The following is a 15405-nucleotide window of genomic DNA, read 5'->3' as shown; positions in this document are numbered from 1 at the left end:
CATCGTCGCGCTGGGATCGACACGGACCGAGGCTCACGTCACGCTGATCGGGTGGTGCTCGACCTCCGGACCCACCCGGGCGGCGTCCACGTCGGTGTTCTCGACGGGCAGCGCCGCCCGGCCTGCACGACCCCGGCCGCAGTGCTGTTCGCGGCTCGCCCGCGCTGGGGAGGCTCGACCGAGCTCACGTCACCGTGACGGAGATCGTGTGGTGCCCGCTCGCGCCGTCGGGGGCCGGCGGCGCCGTGGTCGGGGTCTGCACGGTCCCGGTCGCGTCGACCGCCCGGACGGCGATCGTGTGGGTGCCGGGGGTCGCCGCCCACGGGTAGACCCACTGCCGCCACGCGTCGACGGTGGCCTCCGTCCCCAGTCGGGCGTCCTGCCAGTCGCCCTCGTCGAGGCGCACCTGCACGCCGGTGATGCCGACGTGCGGCGCCCACGCGACGCCCGCCACGGCCACGTCGCCCGCGGTCACGCTCGCGCGGTCGCGGGGGACGTCGATGCGCGACTGCGTCTTGATCGGCCCGCGCGCCGACCAGCCGCGTGGCGTCCAGTACCCCTCGTCGTCGGCGAACGTCGTCACCTTCAGCTCGGTCACCCACTTCGTCGCGCTGACGTAGCCGTACAGGCCGGGGACGACGAGCCGCGCCGGGAATCCGTGCTCGGGCCGCAGCGCCTGCCCGTTCTGGGCGACGACGAGGAGCGCGTTGCGGTCGTCGGTCAGGGCCGACAGGGGGGTGCCGGCGGTGAAGCCGTCGGCGGAGGTCGACAGCACCATGTCGGCGCCGGGGCGGACCCCCGCCTCGCGCAGGAGCTCCCGGACCGGCCACCCCGTCCACACGGCGTTGCCGTTGAGGGAGTCGCCGACCTCGTTGGACACGCACATCAACGTGACCATGGCCTCCTGCATCGGCTTGGCGAGCAGGGTCGGCCAGTCGAGCGTCACCTCCTTCTCGACCATGCCGGTGACCCGCAGCGACCACTCCTGCGGGTCGATCGTCGGGACGACGAGAGCCGTGTCGATCCGGTAGAAGTCGGCCTCGGGCACGATGAACGGCGTCACCCCGGGGACGCCCAGGTCGGCTCCCGCGGGCACGACGACCCGCGACCCGACCCTCGGCGTGACGAACGCCTCCCGGGCCGCGGTCACCGCCCTCGCTCCGCCCGCCACGGCCCGCCCGACGGCGACCGCGGCGGCCCCCGCGACGACGGCCGCGAACCCCGACCCGAGCACGACGCGGCGCGACACCGGCGCCCGGCCGCGGCCGACGGTGGCGGTGCGGGCGGCGGGCGATGCGTGGGTTGAGAGCCACCACAGCACGGCGAGCCCGCACGGCCCGGCCAGCGCGAGGGGTGTCAGGTCCGAGCCGGCCGCCTGTGGGCGCGACAGCACCGCGGCCGCCGCGACGCCGAGGAGCAGCACGAACACCACCGATGCCGCCCGCCGCGCGGTGCGGCCGCGGACCGCGGCGACGCCGATGGCGCAGCTGAGCAGCACGAGGACGATGCCGATCCCCACGTAGAGGGCCGTCTTGTCGTTCGTGCCGAAGAGGGCGATCGCGCTGTCCTTGAGCCACGGCGGGGTGCGGTCGACGAACGCGCCGCCCAGGGCGTCGATCGGCGAGGGTGTCCCGCCCGTGCGTCCGCCTCGTTGCATGAGGCCCGCGGCCAGCTCGGCGACGCCGACCGTCACCGCGCCGCTCGCCATCCCGGCGAGGACGCCGGTCGACGTCGACGCACGGTTCGACCGACCGGTCAGCTCGATGGGCACCATCCGTCCACGATACGCCCACGACGAAAAGACCGATATCGCCCGGGTGGCGGGTACCGCGGCGGCAGCGATGGAGACGCGGGTCGCGCCGGCTCACCTGGTGCCCGAGGTCGAGATGGTCAGATGGACTGGGCGTCGACCATGCGAGCGCCGACCGGCCCCTGGGCTTGAGCTTCCGGCCGCGGGCCATGGTCGGGGGCACGGCCGGTACCGGGAGCGCCGGTGCCTGTCACACGCGTCGGCGCTGCGCTGGAATGGACCGATGACTCCCATCTCGCGGTCGACGGCGCGCTCGTGACCGGCGGCCTCGACCGGCGGGCGCTCCTCGTGGGCGCGGCCGGAGTCGTCGCCGCCGCCCTGGCCGGCTGTGCGACGCCGCCGACCGCCGGTACCGACCCCAGCCCCAGGAGCGCCGGCATGACCACCGGACCGGACCCAGGGTCGTCCTCGCGCCCCGCGCGGGTGCTCCTTGCGTTCTTCTCCCGGGCCGGGGAGAGCTACCACGAGGGTGGCCGACGGAACCTCGCGGTCGGTAACACCAAGGTCCTGGCCGGGATGATCGCCGACCGGGTCGACTGCGACGTCCACGAGATCGTCGCCGCCGATCCCTACCCCGAGGCGTACGACCCGACCGTCGCGCGGAACTCGGCCGAGCAGGAGCGCGACGCGCGCCCGGCGATCGCGAACCCGCCCCCGGACGTGCGCGGCTACGACGCCGTGCTCATCGGGAGTCCCGTCTGGAACGTCCGGGCGCCGATGATCATGTCCACGTTCATCGAGAGCGTCGACCTGGCGGGAACGACCATCCTCCCGTTCGTCACCTACGCCGTCAGCGGCATGAGCGGCATCGACGACGACTACCGCCGCGCCCTGCCCGGCTGCGACGTCCGGGCCGGCCTCGCGGTCCGCGGCGAGACCGTCCGGGACGCCGCGACCGACCTCGAGGCCTGGCTGGCCGCCAACCGTCTCGGCCGAGCCGGGAGGACGGATATCGCGTGACGGGTCCCGCGTCCGGGCCGGCTCGCAGTTGCTCGTGGCCGGCGCTCGCGCCCGACGTCGACGGCGGACGCCGCTTCGCGCGGCCGATCGTGATCCTGCTTCAGTCGCCCGGCGTGGATGGCCGCCCCACGACGTGGACGCGGGCGGCGTGGCCGTCTCTCAGCTTGAGGTCGGCGGTCCACAGCATGGCATCGATGGCCTCGGCGAGGGCCAGGTAGCAGGCGTCGTAGCTGGTGAATCGGTGGCGCAGCGCCCACACCCGGTCGGCGAGCGGCTCGGTGTCGTAGCGCGAGATGGCGAAGGCGAAGTAGTCGCGGCGGGCCTGATCGGCCTCGTCGAGGTCGAGTTTGCCCGCGAGCGTCAGACCGCGCAGGGCCGAGAGCACTTCGACGTCGAGGAGGTGCGGGGCACTGATCTCGCCGGTGAGGGCGTCCAAGAGGGCAGGGTCAGGGGCCCGGCCGACCAACGCCTCGACCATCGCGGAGGCGTCGACGACGATCATCGACGATCGAACCGCACGGCCGCCACGATGTCGGCCGACGTCGGCCCGCCGGAGCGGTCACGGCCCCGGAGCCGGGCCGCGACCTCGGCGTTCGTCGGGCGCGTCGCCAGCTTGGCCAGCTCGCCACCGACGAAGGCGGACAGCGACATGCCCGCAGATGAGGCGCGCTGCTTGAGCGCCTCGGTCACGTCGTCCGACACGTCACGGATGTAGAGCGTCGCCATGGTGTGATGCTAGCACTGTGCAAGCAAACGTGCCGGCACGCCAACCGTTCCGACGGACGACCCCGATGTTAGGTTCACGCCTTTGACCTGCGGTCGACGTGAGGGTCGGTGGCGAGGGGCCATGGGTGGTCGGCTCGTCGGTGCCGGCTCAGTAGCTGAAGGTGGTCGCGCCCTCGTCGCCGATCCACTCCCAGAGCTGGACGCTGCCGCCCTTGCTCGCGTTGTCGACGAACGTCGTGGGGTCGAGTCCCTTGGCGTCGACGCAGATGCCGCAGACGATCATCGTGCCGCCGGCCGCGGCGTAGCGGGACAGCAGCGTCGGGATGGGCGGGCACCCGTCGCAGGCGACGCCGCGGGCCACGCCGGTGACGGCGAGGCGGACGGCCTCCTTGGTGAGGAACATCGTCGTGTCGCGGCCCGATTCGGCGTCGCCGACCGCGACGAGCAGCGCGACGGTGACGCGCTCGGAGTCTTCGAGGCCGGTGGTGAGGCTGATGGCTGCCTTGCTCATGGTGCCCTCCTGGGGCCGGTGTGGGCCGCGGACCGACCCGACACCTCGACGCTAGGCGGGCCCGGCTCGGGGCACATCGGTGCCGCCACCCAACTCCCGCCGCGGGTGCGCCGCTGTGCGTAGTCGCCTCATCCCTCCCGCACCCAGCGTCCGACGGCCGCCGCCCGCGCCGTCGGCCCGCCGACCCCGAGCCGCCCGTAGGCGTTCTGCAGGTGTCGCTCGACCGTGCGCACGCTGAGGGTCAGGGCCGCGCCGATCCCGGCGTTGTCGAGGCCCTGCGCGGCCAGCGCGAGCACCTCGCCCTCGCGGGGACTGAGCAGGTCGCGCACCGATTCGGCCGGGGCGGGCGTCTCGTCCTCGGCCAGGAACGCCGTCACCTCGGCGAGGAAGACCGGCCAGGCGGGTTCGTCCTCGAGGAGGATGTGGTTGCGGCTGTCGAGCAGGACGAGGCGTGCGCCGGGGATGCCCCGCGCGAGGATCCGGGAGTACTCGACGTCGTTCATCCGCTCGTGGCGGGAGTGCAGGACGAGCGTCGGCGCGGTGATCGCCGCCAGCACGTCGCTCGCGTCGGCGATGCCCCGCTGGCGGCGTGACTCGACGGCCGTCCGGGCGCTGACCGCCCGCCGGTGCAGGTCGTCGACCCACCGCATCTGTTCCTCGGTCGCGTCGGGGATGAGCATCGCGGTGAAGACGCGGCGGAAGAGGGGTCCGTGCGGTCCCAGCCCGCGCGGATCATCGCCGCGAACGCCTCCTCGAGCTCGAGGTCGTCGGCGGTGACGTGCGCGGTGACCCCGGCGTAGGTGCTCGCGCACACGAGCCGCGACCCGCTCGGGGGGCCGGGCGGTATAGTGCAACGCGACCGGCCCGCCCTGCGCCATCGCGACCAGGGCGAAGCGCTCCAGCCCGGCGTCGTCGACGACGGCGCAGAGGTCGTCGATGCGGCGCTCGAGCCCGAAGTCGGTGACGTCGCGGTCCGAGAGCCCGTGCCCGCGCTCGTCGAACCGCACGACCGTGTGCGCACGCCCCAGCTCGACGAGGTAGTGCCGCCACACCGGTGACTGCCAGTCGAACTCGAGGTGGCTGAGCCAGCAACTGTCGAGCACCAGGGCGGGTCCGGAGCCGTGGACGGCGTAGGCGATCGTCGTCCCGTCGGACGATCGGGCGAACCGCACTCGCTGAGGGCTGTCGCGAGGAACCCCGTTCCTCATGGGGCAACGGTAACCCTCGTCGTCTCGCCCGGCTCGGCGTCGACGCCGCCCCCGGACCCGCGCTCGCCGTCCGGGCCGTCGACTCGGTGCGGGGCGGACGTGATCCTCGGACGCCCGCCGGTCACGTCCGAGGACGAGCTGCCCGCCGAGCGACCCCCCGGGGACTCGAACGAACCCCGCCGCCCGGCTCGCGGGTGGGGGAGCCGGGAGCCGTTACGCAGTTTCGACGATGCAGCGCGGAGCCCCGTTGGTGACGTGCCAGGTCAGAGGCCCGGGCCGGTCGCCATCCCACCCGCGGCATCGTCGAAACTGCGTGACGTTCCGGCAGACCCGCCGCGGTCGGCTGCGGTGTCTCGCTCGGCGACGGCCGCCGGCCACCCGGGTCGGTGGGCTACGCCTCGGTGCCGGCGATCTCGCGTTGACCGAGATCGCGCTCGAACGTGAGGAACTGGGCGCCGCTGTCCAGCCCGACGCGGTCGGTGAGGGTCCAGGCCTGCGGGATGAACCGGGCGTGCCGGCCGAAGAGGCCGACGCCCGCGCCGATCGTGATGGGTGCGACCTTGAGGACGAGCCGGTCGATCTCCGGCGCGAGCGCCCCGGCCAGCTCGCCACCGCCGACGAGCCACAAGCCGGAGCCCTCCTCCGCCTTCAGCTCCCGCACCCGCGCGACGGGGTCGCCCGCCACGAGTTCCACGCCAGGGTCGGGGGACTCGGTCAGCGTCGTCGAAAACACGAGATGGCGCAGGTGCGGGAAGGCGTCCGTCACGCCCGCGGCCAGGCCGACCTCGTAGGAGCGGCGCCCCTCGAGCACGGTGTCGAAGTGGCCGCCCGGGTCGGTGATGCCCAGCGCCGCGCGGGCCGGACCGGGCAGCGTCTCGGGGTAGTGCTGCGTCAGGTGCTCGAGGTAGTCGGGCGCGAGGGGCCAGAAGCCTCCCGGGCCGGTCGGATCGGAGCCGTCCGGGCCGGCCACGAACCCGTCGAGGGTCGTCGCCACGAGGTAGGTCAACGTGCGCATGCGAGGGGTTCCTTCCGGAGCGGGTCGAGGCCACGGTAGGGCGAAGGGTCGCGGACGTCACGCGGATATGCGCTGCTCGGGGCCGTTGAACCGGGGCAGGCGTGGCATCTCCCGTCTCGTGCACCGGTTCGGTCCTCAACCGCTGAGCCTCGGCGCTCGACCCGTCAGTCGCCCCCGCGTCCTGTGCCGTCATGGGGCCGTCCACTCTCGTGCAGCAGCCCGGAGACCCGCCACACGGCCCAGGCGGCTGCGGCCCGTTGCCGTCCCTCCGCCTCGGCCGGGGCGTAGCCGAGTGCGCCGGCGAGCCACTCGAGGCGGGCCTGCAGGGTCGAGTGGTGGACGTGCAGGCGCGCGGCGGCCCGGCGCAGGCTCGACTCGGTCGTGACTGCGCAGATCGTCGCGGGCACCCAGGGGCGGCGCGCCCGCAGGGCCTCGAGCTCGACGACCGCGGGCGCCGAGCGGGCGGCCTCGGGCGTGAGTGACTCGGCGATCGTCGACAGCGCGCCGAGGTCCTCGAAGGCCACGTGCGTCGGGGCGCCGAGCGTGGGATCGACCGAGAGCGCCAGGGCGCGGCGGGCGCGCGCCACCGCGCCGGGGACGTCGCCGTCGAGCACGGCGCTGCTGCCCAGGCGCGCCGTGCCCGGCGCGAGCGCCGCGGCGTCGACGGGTGCGCCCGTGGCGGCGAGCGCCACCCAGCCGCCGTCGAGCAGGCACCGCTGTCGGGCCCGGGGGACGACCGGTGCGGGCGTCGCCACGACCGTGAGCGGTCCGGTGAGCCCAAGGGCCCGCAGCGCCTCGGCGCGCTCGCGGTCGGTCACCTCGGATTCGCAGGCCAGTCGGGTCAGGTCCTCCGGCGAGGCGGGCATACCGGCGCGCGGCAGCTTGGTCCGGAGCGCCTGCGCGCAGCGCTCGACGATGAGCCGGTCCAGGGGGCCCGGCTCGCCGGCGCGCTCGATCCACACCGCGCTCGTCTGGGCGTGGTCGAGGCCGAGGCGAGGCCAGCGCGGATCGGGGGAGGGGGCGGGGTCGGACAGCGTGCGGCCGGTCGCGTCGACCCGCGTCGCCCGATCCCGGTCGTGCCAGCCGGCCACCGTTCCGGCCAGGGCCGCCGCCGCCCGGACCATCGCGGCGGTCGACGCGCCGTGCTCCACGAGCGCGTCGAAGTGGGAGATGACGCGCAGCGCGCTCGCGGCGTCGTCGTCGCTGACGGCCACCCTCACGATGAGGTCTCGCACGACCCACCTCCTCGGCGCGGCTTTCGCACCGCGCCTGTGCGTCATCGTAGGTCGGACCGCCAGATGGCGGGTGGGGCGCAGGAACGGCCGCCAGGCTGCGGCTGCCCGGCGCCGCCGAACCCGCCCAGACTCGTGACACGACCACGCCCGACCGCGGACGACCTGGTCATCGCAACGACGCGAGGAGCACGACATGTCCACCGACACCACCCCGGTCCCCCCGTTCGACCCCGAGCTCGCCCCCGCCCTCGGGCCGATCCGCGAGGTCATCCCCGCACTTAGTGCGGAGACGCTGCCGCAGATGCGCGCCCAGTCGTGGGACGACATGCCGGGGATGGAGCCCCTCGACATGACCGCGGGGGGCGCGGTGGAGGTCGAAGAGCTCACGGTGCCCGGCCTGCAGGGTGAACCGGACGTTACCCTTCTCGTGCTGCGCCCCAGGCGAGGTGAGGGCCCCTGGCCCTGCATCTACAACACTCACGGCGGCGGGATGGTCGTCGGCGACCGGACTGTAGAGGTCAAGACCTACCTGCCCTACGTAGCCGAGGGCCTCGCCGTCCTCGTCTCCGTCGAGTACCGCCTCGCGCCCGAGCACCCCGACCCGGCGCCCGTCGAGGATTGCTACGCCGGGCTCGTGTGGACCGCCGAGAATGCTGAGCGCCTGTCGATCGATCCCGATCGCCTCCTCATCGCCGGCATCAGCGCCGGAGGCGGGCTCGCCGCCGGCACGGCACTACTGGCCCGGGACCGGGGATTCCCCACCCGGACCCATCAGGTCCTGAGCTGTCCGATGCTCGACGACCGCTTCGAGACCCCGAGCAGCCGCATGCTCGATCGGCAGGGGACGTGGGACCGCAACGACAACATGTTCGGCTGGACGTCGCTGCTCGGTGAGCGTCGGGGCGGACCGGACGTCTCGATCTATGCGGCGCCGGCCCGGGCCACCGACCTCGCCGGCCTGCCGAAGACCTACATCGACACCGGCAACGCCGAGACGTTCCGCGACGAGGCGACCGACTACGCCCGAAAGCTGTCGCAGGCCGGCGTCAGCGTCGACTTCCACATGTGGGGCGGCGGCTTCCACGGCTTCGACGGCATGGTGCCGCACGCCGCGGTGTCGCAGGCGTCGCTCTGGGTGCGGGACAACTTCATCCGTCGGGCCCTGAGTGGCGGGTGAACAAACCACCTGGCTCAGGCGCCAGACCTTGTTCACCACCCACTCGGGTGGCCCGGTGACACGGCCAGAACGGTCGGTCGGGTGTCACCGTCGCTCGGACAGGAGTAACTCCGACTCCCCAGGAACGCGGCGGGAGAGGATGACCGCATGACCCCGACCGCCCCGGACACCCATCGGCCCGAGCTCGTCTGGCACTACACGGACGGGCCGGGGCTGTTGGCGATCCTGTCGGGGCACGTGCTGTGGGCGACCTCATCGGGCTTCCTCAACGACTCGGCCGAGGTGCGGATGGGGATGGAGCTGCTGGCGACGGAGGTCCGTGCGCGGGCGCGGGCCAAGGGCGGTCTGCTCGCGGAGCTGCTGGGGCGGCTCGACGAGGTCGACCCGCGGCGCCCCGAGACCCCGCCGTTCTTCATCCTCAGCGCGTCCGCTTCGCCGGACTCCCTCGCGATGTGGCGCACGTACGGGCGGGCCGTCGAGTCCTACGCGATCGGACTCGATCCCGCGGTCCCGCTCAGCGTCGTGGGCGAGCGCCCGGAGGCGCCTGACCGTGACAGGTTGGGCTGGCCCCGTGGTGACGGCCGGTGTTGGCCCCACCTGCGACTCGCCGGGGTGGTTGTGACGGTTTGATCTGGCCCCACTCCAGCGTGGTTCCCATCGGTTCGGATGCGAGCTCATGGGTGGAGGCCTGGATGGGATCACGGGTGGAGCTGTTCGCTGCTATTCGCCGGGACGAGCGGGTCGAGGGTCTCTCGATCCGTGAGCTCGCGAGGCGGCATGGGGTGCATCGGCGCACGGTCCGGGCCGCGTTGGCCTCGGCGCAGCCGCCACCGCGGAAGGTGACGGTGCGGGCGTGCCCGAAGCTGGGCCCGTACAAGGCCGCGATCGATGAGATGTTGACGGCGGACCTGTCGGCGCCGCGCAAGCAGCGGCACACTGCCCGCCGGGTCTACGCCCGCCTGCTCGAAGAGCACGACGCGGCCGGGTTGTCGTACTCGACCGTGCGGGACTGGGTCAGGGTTCGCCGAGCCCAGGTCGATCTGGAGGCCGGCCGTCGGGTGGAGGCGTTCGTGCAGCAGGAGCACACCCCGGGAGCAGAGGCCGAGGTCGACTTCGGTGAGGTGTGGGTGATCTTGGCGGGGGTGAAGACGAAGTGCCACATGTTCGTGTTCCGGATGTCGCACTCCGGCAAAGCGATCCACCGGATCTACCCGACTCAGGGGCAGGAGGCGTTCCTTGAGGGACACCTCGCCGCGTTCGAGGCGATCGGCGGGATCCCGACCGGGCACATCCGCTACGACAACCTGACCTCGGCGGTGTCCCAGGTCCTGCACCACGGGCAGGGAACTGTTGGGCACGGCAACGCCGGGGTGAGGGGCCGGAAGGAGAACGAGCGGTGGGTGTTGTTCCGGTCGCACTACGGCTTCGACGCGTTCTACTGCCAGCCCGGGATCGCCGGCGCGCACGAGAAGGACGGCGTCGAGGGCGAGGTCGGCCGGTTCCGCCGGAACCGGCTCACCCCAATGCCCGTCGTGGACTCGCTGGAGGAGCTGAACGCGCGGATCATCGGCTGGGAGGTCCAGGACGACGCCCGACGGATCACGGGTCGGCTGGCCACCATCGGTCAGGACTTCGCGGCTGAGCAGCCGTTGCTGGCTCCGCTCCCGGTGGAGCGGTTCGACCCCGGGCTGGTGCTGCATCCGCGGGTGGACCGGTCCGCGATGATCACCGTGCGGATGGCCCGGTACTCCGTTCCCGCGCACCTGATCGGGCGACGGGTCCGGGTCTCGTTGCGCGCCTCGGAGCTGCTCGTGTTCGACGGCCGTGTCCAGGTCGCCCGACATGAGCGGGTCACGGCCCGCGGCGGGGCCTCGGTCCAGCTGGACCACTACCTCGAGGTGTTCAGCACCAAGCCCGGGGCGCTGCCCGGCTCGACCGCTCTCGCGGCCGCACGCCGAGCCGGGACGTTCACCACGGCGCACGACGCGTTCTGGGCCGCTTCCCGCAGAGTCAACGGCGACACCCTCGGGACCCAGCAGCTCGTTGACGTGCTGCTGCTGCACCGCAGCATGAGCCCCGAGCACGTCACCGCCGGGATCGAGGCCGCCCTGAGGGTGGGCGCCGTCACCGCCGACGTTGTCGCGGTCGAAGCCCGCCGCCACGCGAGTGGGGACAGCGAGAGGGACAGGGATGAGGCGGTGGGTGGGGCCACCGCCGGCCGTCACGACACGGCTGATCGCCGTGCACAACCGCAACGCCTCGAGCACCACGATGTCCATCCGGACCGCTATGACCACTCGAGGGTGGTCAGCCTGACCCAGCGCCGGCTCACCGACCCGGCCGCGGTCATCGCCGGTCTTCCCCCGGACCTACGTCCGATCCCGTCCGTGACGGCGTACGACGAGCTGCTCCCACGTCGACGACCGCCTAGCTGTGCCGACACCGCTGCACCTGAGCCGGCCCCCGCCGCCGTCACCTGATCCACCCAGCCGCACCCACGCCTCGATTAGGAGATCCGATGAGTCCGACCAGCGCGACGAGTACGGCCACGATCGTGACCCCGACCCTGCGGCGCCGGCGCGGGCTGACTCCCGAAGCTGCATCGGCGGCGGTCGACCAGGCGTGTCGCCGGCTGCGGCTTCCGACGATCCGGGCCGTCCTGCAGGAGGCCCTGACGGTGGCGGGGAAGGAGCAGCTGACCTACGAAGGGTTCCTGGCCGAGCTGCTCCTGGCCGAGTGCGACGACCGGGACCGCCGCTCCTCGGTCCGACGGGTCAAAGCTGCCGGGTTCCCGCGGGACAAGTGGCTCGGGGACTTCGACTTCGAGGCCAACCCGAACATCAACCCGGCCACCATCAACACCCTTGCCACCGGTGACTGGATCCGCCGTGGGCACCCGCTGTGCCTGATCGGGGACTCTGGCACCGGTAAGTCCCACCTGCTCATCGGTCTCGGCACCGCCGCCGCCGAGGCCGGGTACCGGGTGAAGTACACCCTGGCCACCCGGTTGGTGAACGAGCTCGTCGAGGCCGCCGACGAACGAGTGCTGGCCAAGACCATCACCCGCTACGGGCGGGTCGACCTGCTGATGATCGACGAGCTCGGCTACATGGAGCTGGACCGGCGCGGCGCGGAGATGCTTTTCCAGGTGTTGACCGAACGCGAGGAGAAGAACAGCATCGCGATCGCCTCCAACGAGTCGTTCTCCGGGTGGACGAAGACCTTCACCGACCCGCGCCTGTGCGCCGCGATCGTGGACCGGCTCACCTTCAACGGCACGATCATCGAAACCGGCACCCACTCCTACCGCTTGGCCCACGCCCGTCACCACGCCGCCAGCTGACCCGACCAGCTGACCCGACCAGCTGACCCGACCAGCTGACCCGACCAGCTGACCTGGCCAGCCCAGGGTCCGTGAGGGGCGGTGCCGCGGCCTGGGTCTCACCCAGCTCCGAGGTCAGCTCTTCACGAGCAACGAGCTGCTAGGGCGTTGAGGGCATCGCTGACGACGGCTGAGTAGGCCCACTTGCCGCGCTGCTGACGGGTGACCAGCCGACCAGCCCGTGCAGGTGGCGGCTAGCTCAGCCAGTACAGGCGTGCCGCTCGAGCGCGAGTGTCAGAGTTTGGAGGTCCGGCGTGCCCGCACGTCCGGCTGCGGTCTGGTACACGCGGCAGGCGACAGCCGACGGCAGCCCGCCCGCGTCGACCACGTCGACACCGTTGATGCGTACGGTGGGTGACCCGACAAACTGGAGAGCGGCCGCCTCCTCCGCGCTGCGAACCACCGTGGTGTGAACTGGCGTCCCTCTCAAACCGACCGCGTTCAGAGCGCACCGCAGCAGCCTCGACGCGGCTTCCTCGTTAGGGCAGTCGTCGACCACCAACAACTGCACGTGCACTTGACTCACCGCGCCGGCCTCCAACCGCCGTCGGCATTTTCCAAGCTCGGTGCGGACGCGCAGCGATGCCCGTACGGAAACACCCACCGGAACAGGCTGATCCCCGGACGTCGGCACCAGCAATGATCGGGGCAATCGCACTGCACGGCGCCGATCCGCTCTACGAAGCGCCCGATTAGCGCAAACAAGAAGTAGATCCCGGCCAGCCGGGCGAGCAGACGACCCATGGGCCAAACCTACCCCTGCATACGATCGCCAGCCGCCCCAGCCAGCTCAAAGCTTGCCACAGAGGTGGAGCCAAATTCCGCCGTCCCGATGGGGCCAGTCCGCATTGACATACTCAGGCGCCGGTGGTCGTGCGCCGGCGGCGATGGGAGCCGGTCGCCTACGACCGGGGCGAGCAGGAGCGGCTCGTGCGGACCACCCTCGACGCCATCCCCGACCGCGTCGCCACGCTCCGCCGCGAGCACGGGGACCTCGGACGCGAGTCCGCCGCGGATCTCGAGGCGCTCGCCGCGTCCGGCCCGGTGACCGGCCTGCTCGACGACCTCGAACGCACCCTCCTGCTCATCAAGCACCACGGGTTCCGCGAGGAGCAGGAGGTGCGCTACGCCATGTCGCTCTACGCGGGCCGGGAGCACCGGCCTGCGGTCGCCGCCTCCGGCATCGTGCAGTACCGCACGTCGGGGTACGGCATCGCGCCCTACGTCCGGGTCACCGGACCGGACCCGGCCGGCGGCGTCGTGACCCCCGCGCCGGCGCCGCTGCCCATCCGGGCGGTGACGATCTCGCCGTCGCCCCACGGGGCGGCCGGGGTCGAGTCGGTGCAGGAGCTCGTGCGGGCCCACGGCTACGACGTGCCGGTGGGTAAGTCGCAGATCCCGTTCCGCGCCTGATCGTGCTCCTGCGGACAGGATCTGTCCGCATCCCCTCGTAGCGTCGTTCTCGACCGCACGACACGACCGGAGGAGACGTCATGAGCGAGCGCGACGACCTGATCCAGACCCTGGCCCGACACCGGGGGTTCCTGCTGCAGACCGCCGAGGGGCTGACGCAGGAGCAGGCCCGGACGGCGAGCACCGTCAGCGCCCTGACCGTCGCGAGCCTGCTCAAACACGTGGCCGACACCGAAGAGCAGTGGATGGCCTTCGCCGTGCACGGGGCGGAGGCGTTCGGCGACTCGACGGTCTACGACGCCGACGTGGACTGGTCGGCCGTGGACGCCGAGGCCGCCGGCAACGACGGGAACTGGTCCGACAGCGAGTGGGAGGACACCCGATTCGTCCTGTCTGACGAGGAGACCCTCGACGTGCTGCGCGGCCGCGTCGCCGAGGTCGCGGCGACGACCGAACGCATCCTGCGCGAGACCGACCTCGACCTCACCCACGCGCTGCCCGAGGCGCCGTGGTTCGAGGCCGGCGCGGCCTGGTCGGCCCGCCGCGTGGCCTTGCACGTGCTCGCCGAGATCAGCCAGCACGCCGGGCACGCCGACATCATTCGGGAGGCCATCGACGGTCAGCGCACGATGGGGTGAGGGGAGCCTCCCACAGTCGCTGCAGGGTCTCGGGGTCGCGCTCACCGCCGTAGAAGGTGTCGAGCACCTGCGCGTAGACCCCCTCGCCGCCGTCGGCGGCCGCCTCGAACAGGGTCATCGAGCTGCGCAGCTTCATCGCGTCGATGCCGCCGAGGAGCTGCGCGGCGTCGCTCTGCCCGGACTCGAGAACGGCCCGGCTCGCCTCGACGAGCCGAGGGCCGAGCACGTCGTGGGCCAGGTACGCGCGGGCCTCGTCGAGCCCGTCGATCGCGTAGCGCTGGGCCATCCCGCTGCGCCCGAGCCCGGCGATCTGCGGGAAGACGAACCACATCCAGTGGCTCGTCTTGCGGCCGCGGCGCAGCTCGGCCAGGGCGGTGTCGTAGGTGCCGTCGTCCTGCGCGGCGACGAAGCGGTCAAGGTCATGGCTCATGCCCCCATCGTGCCCGCCCCATCGCGCGGCGGCCCGTCGACGCCGGGCGCGCGCCCCCGGGGCGTCCGTGGCACGATCGCCGGGCGGACGGCCACTCGGGGGAGCCTGGCCGTCGCTCACGATCCCAGATCCAGGAGAGTACGAACCATGGCCAAGAAGTCCACGAAGCCCGCCCGCATCCTCGCCGTGGTGACGAGCGCGTCGTCGTACGAGAAGGTCGGATACCGCACCGGCCTGTGGCTCGGCGAGCTGACGCATTTCTACGACGTCGCCCTCGAGGCCGGCCACGAGGTCGTCATCGCGAGCATCGACGGTGGTCGGGTGCCGCTGGATCCGGAGAGCCTGGGCTCCCTGATCCTCAAACAGGGTGGCACCGACAAGCGGTACAAGGATCGCGCCTTCATGGACCTCCTGGAGAACACGCTGTCAGTCGCGTCCCTGGCGGGGGAGTCCTTCGACGCCGTCTACCTCACCGGCGGCCACGGGGTCATGTTCGACTTCCCGACGTCGACGGCGCTGGCCGAGCGGGTCGCCCGCACCGACGCCGAAGGCGGCATCGTCTCCGCCGTGTGCCACGGCCCGGCCGGCCTGCTGGGCGCGGTGCGCCCCGACGGGTCCCCGTTCGTCGCGGGCCGCACGGTCACCGGCTTCAGCTGGCCCGAAGAAAAGCTCGCGAGCCGCGCGAAGGCCGTGCCGTTCCGTCTCGACGAGCGGCTCGAGGAGCAGGGCGCGACGTACCGCAAGGCGCTGCGTCCGATGGCCTCTAAGGTCGTCGTCGACGGGCGCCTCGTCACGGGACAGAACCCGACCAGCGCCACCGACGTCGGCAAGGCCGTGGTCAAGCTCCTCTCCAAGCGCAAGAGCGCGCGCGCCGCCGCTGACGCCCGATGACGACCGTCC

The 15405-nt window shown here is 72.5% G+C and carries 17 protein-coding genes; 8 read left to right on the top strand and 9 right to left on the bottom strand.

What is annotated here, in order from left to right; genetic code table 11:
* Positions 1-184 precede the first annotated feature (184 nt).
* On the bottom strand, positions 185-1774 hold the full coding sequence (locus ICW24_RS09845) for a molybdopterin-dependent oxidoreductase (protein ID WP_226345545.1): 1590 nt from the start codon (positions 1772-1774) through the stop codon (positions 185-187).
* Positions 1775-1993: 219 nt separating this feature from the next.
* Between ICW24_RS09845 and ICW24_RS09840 the strand changes: the two genes are divergently transcribed.
* Positions 1994-2770, top strand: a complete 777-nt coding sequence (locus tag ICW24_RS09840) for a flavodoxin (RefSeq protein ID WP_226345544.1) — start codon at positions 1994-1996, stop codon at positions 2768-2770.
* 100 nt (positions 2771-2870) lie between these two features.
* On the opposite strand, the gene ICW24_RS09835 is transcribed toward ICW24_RS09840, so the two are convergent.
* The 6 genes from ICW24_RS09835 to ICW24_RS09810 all read right to left on the bottom strand — a co-directional run bounded on the left by ICW24_RS09835 (position 2871) and on the right by ICW24_RS09810 (position 7465).
* Positions 2871-3272: a type II toxin-antitoxin system VapC family toxin gene (locus ICW24_RS09835; protein ID WP_226345543.1), complete on the bottom strand. Its 402-nt coding sequence runs from the start codon at positions 3270-3272 to the stop codon at positions 2871-2873.
* Positions 3269-3496 carry a FitA-like ribbon-helix-helix domain-containing protein gene (locus tag ICW24_RS09830; RefSeq protein ID WP_226345542.1) on the bottom strand — a complete coding sequence of 76 codons (228 nt, stop codon included), beginning with the start codon at positions 3494-3496 and terminating at the stop codon, positions 3269-3271. The genes ICW24_RS09835 and ICW24_RS09830 overlap by 4 nt, the downstream gene beginning before the upstream one ends.
* Positions 3497-3644: 148 nt before the next feature.
* Positions 3645-4007 (bottom strand): DsrE family protein, encoded by a 363-nt coding sequence (locus ICW24_RS09825; protein ID WP_226345541.1) that lies wholly within the window; start codon positions 4005-4007, stop codon positions 3645-3647.
* Positions 4008-4135: 128 nt separating this feature from the next.
* A complete protein-coding gene (locus ICW24_RS09820; RefSeq protein WP_226345540.1) occupies positions 4136-5215 on the bottom strand; it encodes an alpha/beta fold hydrolase in 1080 nt (359 codons plus the stop codon).
* Between the two features lie 391 nt (positions 5216-5606).
* Positions 5607-6230: a dihydrofolate reductase family protein gene (locus ICW24_RS09815; protein WP_226345539.1), complete on the bottom strand. Its 624-nt coding sequence runs from the start codon at positions 6228-6230 to the stop codon at positions 5607-5609.
* Positions 6231-6394: 164 nt separating this feature from the next.
* Entirely contained in the window at positions 6395-7465 is a 1071-nt protein-coding gene (locus ICW24_RS09810) for a helix-turn-helix domain-containing protein (protein WP_226345538.1), read from the bottom strand.
* A 193-nt stretch (positions 7466-7658) separates the two neighbouring features.
* Between ICW24_RS09810 and ICW24_RS09805 the strand changes: the two genes are divergently transcribed.
* The 4 genes from ICW24_RS09805 to istB all read left to right on the top strand — a co-directional run bounded on the left by ICW24_RS09805 (position 7659) and on the right by istB (position 11985).
* A complete protein-coding gene (locus tag ICW24_RS09805) occupies positions 7659-8642 on the top strand; it encodes an alpha/beta hydrolase (protein ID WP_226345537.1) in 984 nt (327 codons plus the stop codon).
* 147 nt (positions 8643-8789) lie between these two features.
* On the top strand, positions 8790-9272 hold the full coding sequence (locus ICW24_RS09800) for a hypothetical protein (RefSeq protein WP_226345536.1): 483 nt from the start codon (positions 8790-8792) through the stop codon (positions 9270-9272).
* 62 nt (positions 9273-9334) lie between these two features.
* Positions 9335-11122, top strand: a complete 1788-nt coding sequence (gene istA, locus ICW24_RS09795) for an IS21 family transposase (RefSeq protein ID WP_226345535.1) — start codon at positions 9335-9337, stop codon at positions 11120-11122.
* A gap of 38 nt (positions 11123-11160) precedes the next feature.
* Positions 11161-11985 (top strand): IS21-like element helper ATPase IstB, encoded by an 825-nt coding sequence (gene istB / locus ICW24_RS09790; protein ID WP_226345534.1) that lies wholly within the window; start codon positions 11161-11163, stop codon positions 11983-11985.
* A gap of 238 nt (positions 11986-12223) precedes the next feature.
* On the opposite strand, the gene ICW24_RS09785 is transcribed toward istB, so the two are convergent.
* A complete protein-coding gene (locus ICW24_RS09785; RefSeq protein ID WP_226345533.1) occupies positions 12224-12628 on the bottom strand; it encodes a thioredoxin family protein in 405 nt (134 codons plus the stop codon).
* A 263-nt stretch (positions 12629-12891) separates the two neighbouring features.
* Between ICW24_RS09785 and ICW24_RS09780 the strand changes: the two genes are divergently transcribed.
* Both ICW24_RS09780 and ICW24_RS09775 read left to right on the top strand, forming a co-directional pair.
* Positions 12892-13437, top strand: a complete 546-nt coding sequence (locus ICW24_RS09780; protein ID WP_226345532.1) for a hypothetical protein — start codon at positions 12892-12894, stop codon at positions 13435-13437.
* Between the two features lie 80 nt (positions 13438-13517).
* On the top strand, positions 13518-14075 hold the full coding sequence (locus ICW24_RS09775; protein WP_226345531.1) for a DinB family protein: 558 nt from the start codon (positions 13518-13520) through the stop codon (positions 14073-14075).
* Here ICW24_RS09775 and ICW24_RS09770 read toward each other — a convergent pair.
* Positions 14035-14505: a DUF1810 domain-containing protein gene (locus tag ICW24_RS09770; protein ID WP_226345530.1), complete on the bottom strand. Its 471-nt coding sequence runs from the start codon at positions 14503-14505 to the stop codon at positions 14035-14037. The genes ICW24_RS09775 and ICW24_RS09770 overlap by 41 nt on opposite strands.
* 147 nt (positions 14506-14652) lie before the next feature.
* Between ICW24_RS09770 and ICW24_RS09765 the strand changes: the two genes are divergently transcribed.
* Positions 14653-15396, top strand: a complete 744-nt coding sequence (locus ICW24_RS09765; protein ID WP_226345529.1) for a type 1 glutamine amidotransferase domain-containing protein — start codon at positions 14653-14655, stop codon at positions 15394-15396.
* The last annotated feature ends 9 nt before the right edge of the window (positions 15397-15405 follow it).

The sequence above is a fragment of the Agilicoccus flavus genome, assembly GCF_014857905.1.
GTDB classification, from domain to species: Bacteria; Actinomycetota; Actinomycetes; order Actinomycetales; family Dermatophilaceae; genus Agilicoccus; species Agilicoccus flavus.
The sequence above is the reverse complement of the archived record's forward strand: the minus strand, read 5'-3'. Positions and strand labels throughout refer to the sequence as shown.

What these genes read in the sequence shown, in the direction of transcription:
- ICW24_RS09845 (WP_226345545.1), bottom strand. Translation starts at nt 1,774, where the DNA reads ATGGTGCCCATCGAGCTGACCGGTCGGTCGAACCGTGCGTCGACGTCG.
- ICW24_RS09835 (WP_226345543.1), bottom strand. Translation starts at nt 3,272, where the DNA reads ATGATCGTCGTCGACGCCTCCGCGATGGTCGAGGCGTTGGTCGGCCGG.
- ICW24_RS09830 (WP_226345542.1), bottom strand. Translation starts at nt 3,496, where the DNA reads ATGGCGACGCTCTACATCCGTGACGTGTCGGACGACGTGACCGAGGCG.
- ICW24_RS09825 (WP_226345541.1), bottom strand. Translation starts at nt 4,007, where the DNA reads ATGAGCAAGGCAGCCATCAGCCTCACCACCGGCCTCGAAGACTCCGAG.
- ICW24_RS09820 (WP_226345540.1), bottom strand. Translation starts at nt 5,215, where the DNA reads ATGAGGAACGGGGTTCCTCGCGACAGCCCTCAGCGAGTGCGGTTCGCC.
- ICW24_RS09815 (WP_226345539.1), bottom strand. Translation starts at nt 6,230, where the DNA reads ATGCGCACGTTGACCTACCTCGTGGCGACGACCCTCGACGGGTTCGTG.
- ICW24_RS09805 (WP_226345537.1), top strand. Translation starts at nt 7,659, where the DNA reads ATGTCCACCGACACCACCCCGGTCCCCCCGTTCGACCCCGAGCTCGCC.
- ICW24_RS09800 (WP_226345536.1), top strand. Translation starts at nt 8,790, where the DNA reads ATGACCCCGACCGCCCCGGACACCCATCGGCCCGAGCTCGTCTGGCAC.
- istA (WP_226345535.1), top strand. Translation starts at nt 9,335, where the DNA reads ATGGGATCACGGGTGGAGCTGTTCGCTGCTATTCGCCGGGACGAGCGG.
- istB (WP_226345534.1), top strand. Translation starts at nt 11,161, where the DNA reads ATGAGTCCGACCAGCGCGACGAGTACGGCCACGATCGTGACCCCGACC.
- ICW24_RS09775 (WP_226345531.1), top strand. Translation starts at nt 13,518, where the DNA reads ATGAGCGAGCGCGACGACCTGATCCAGACCCTGGCCCGACACCGGGGG.
- ICW24_RS09770 (WP_226345530.1), bottom strand. Translation starts at nt 14,505, where the DNA reads ATGAGCCATGACCTTGACCGCTTCGTCGCCGCGCAGGACGACGGCACC.
- ICW24_RS09765 (WP_226345529.1), top strand. Translation starts at nt 14,653, where the DNA reads ATGGCCAAGAAGTCCACGAAGCCCGCCCGCATCCTCGCCGTGGTGACG.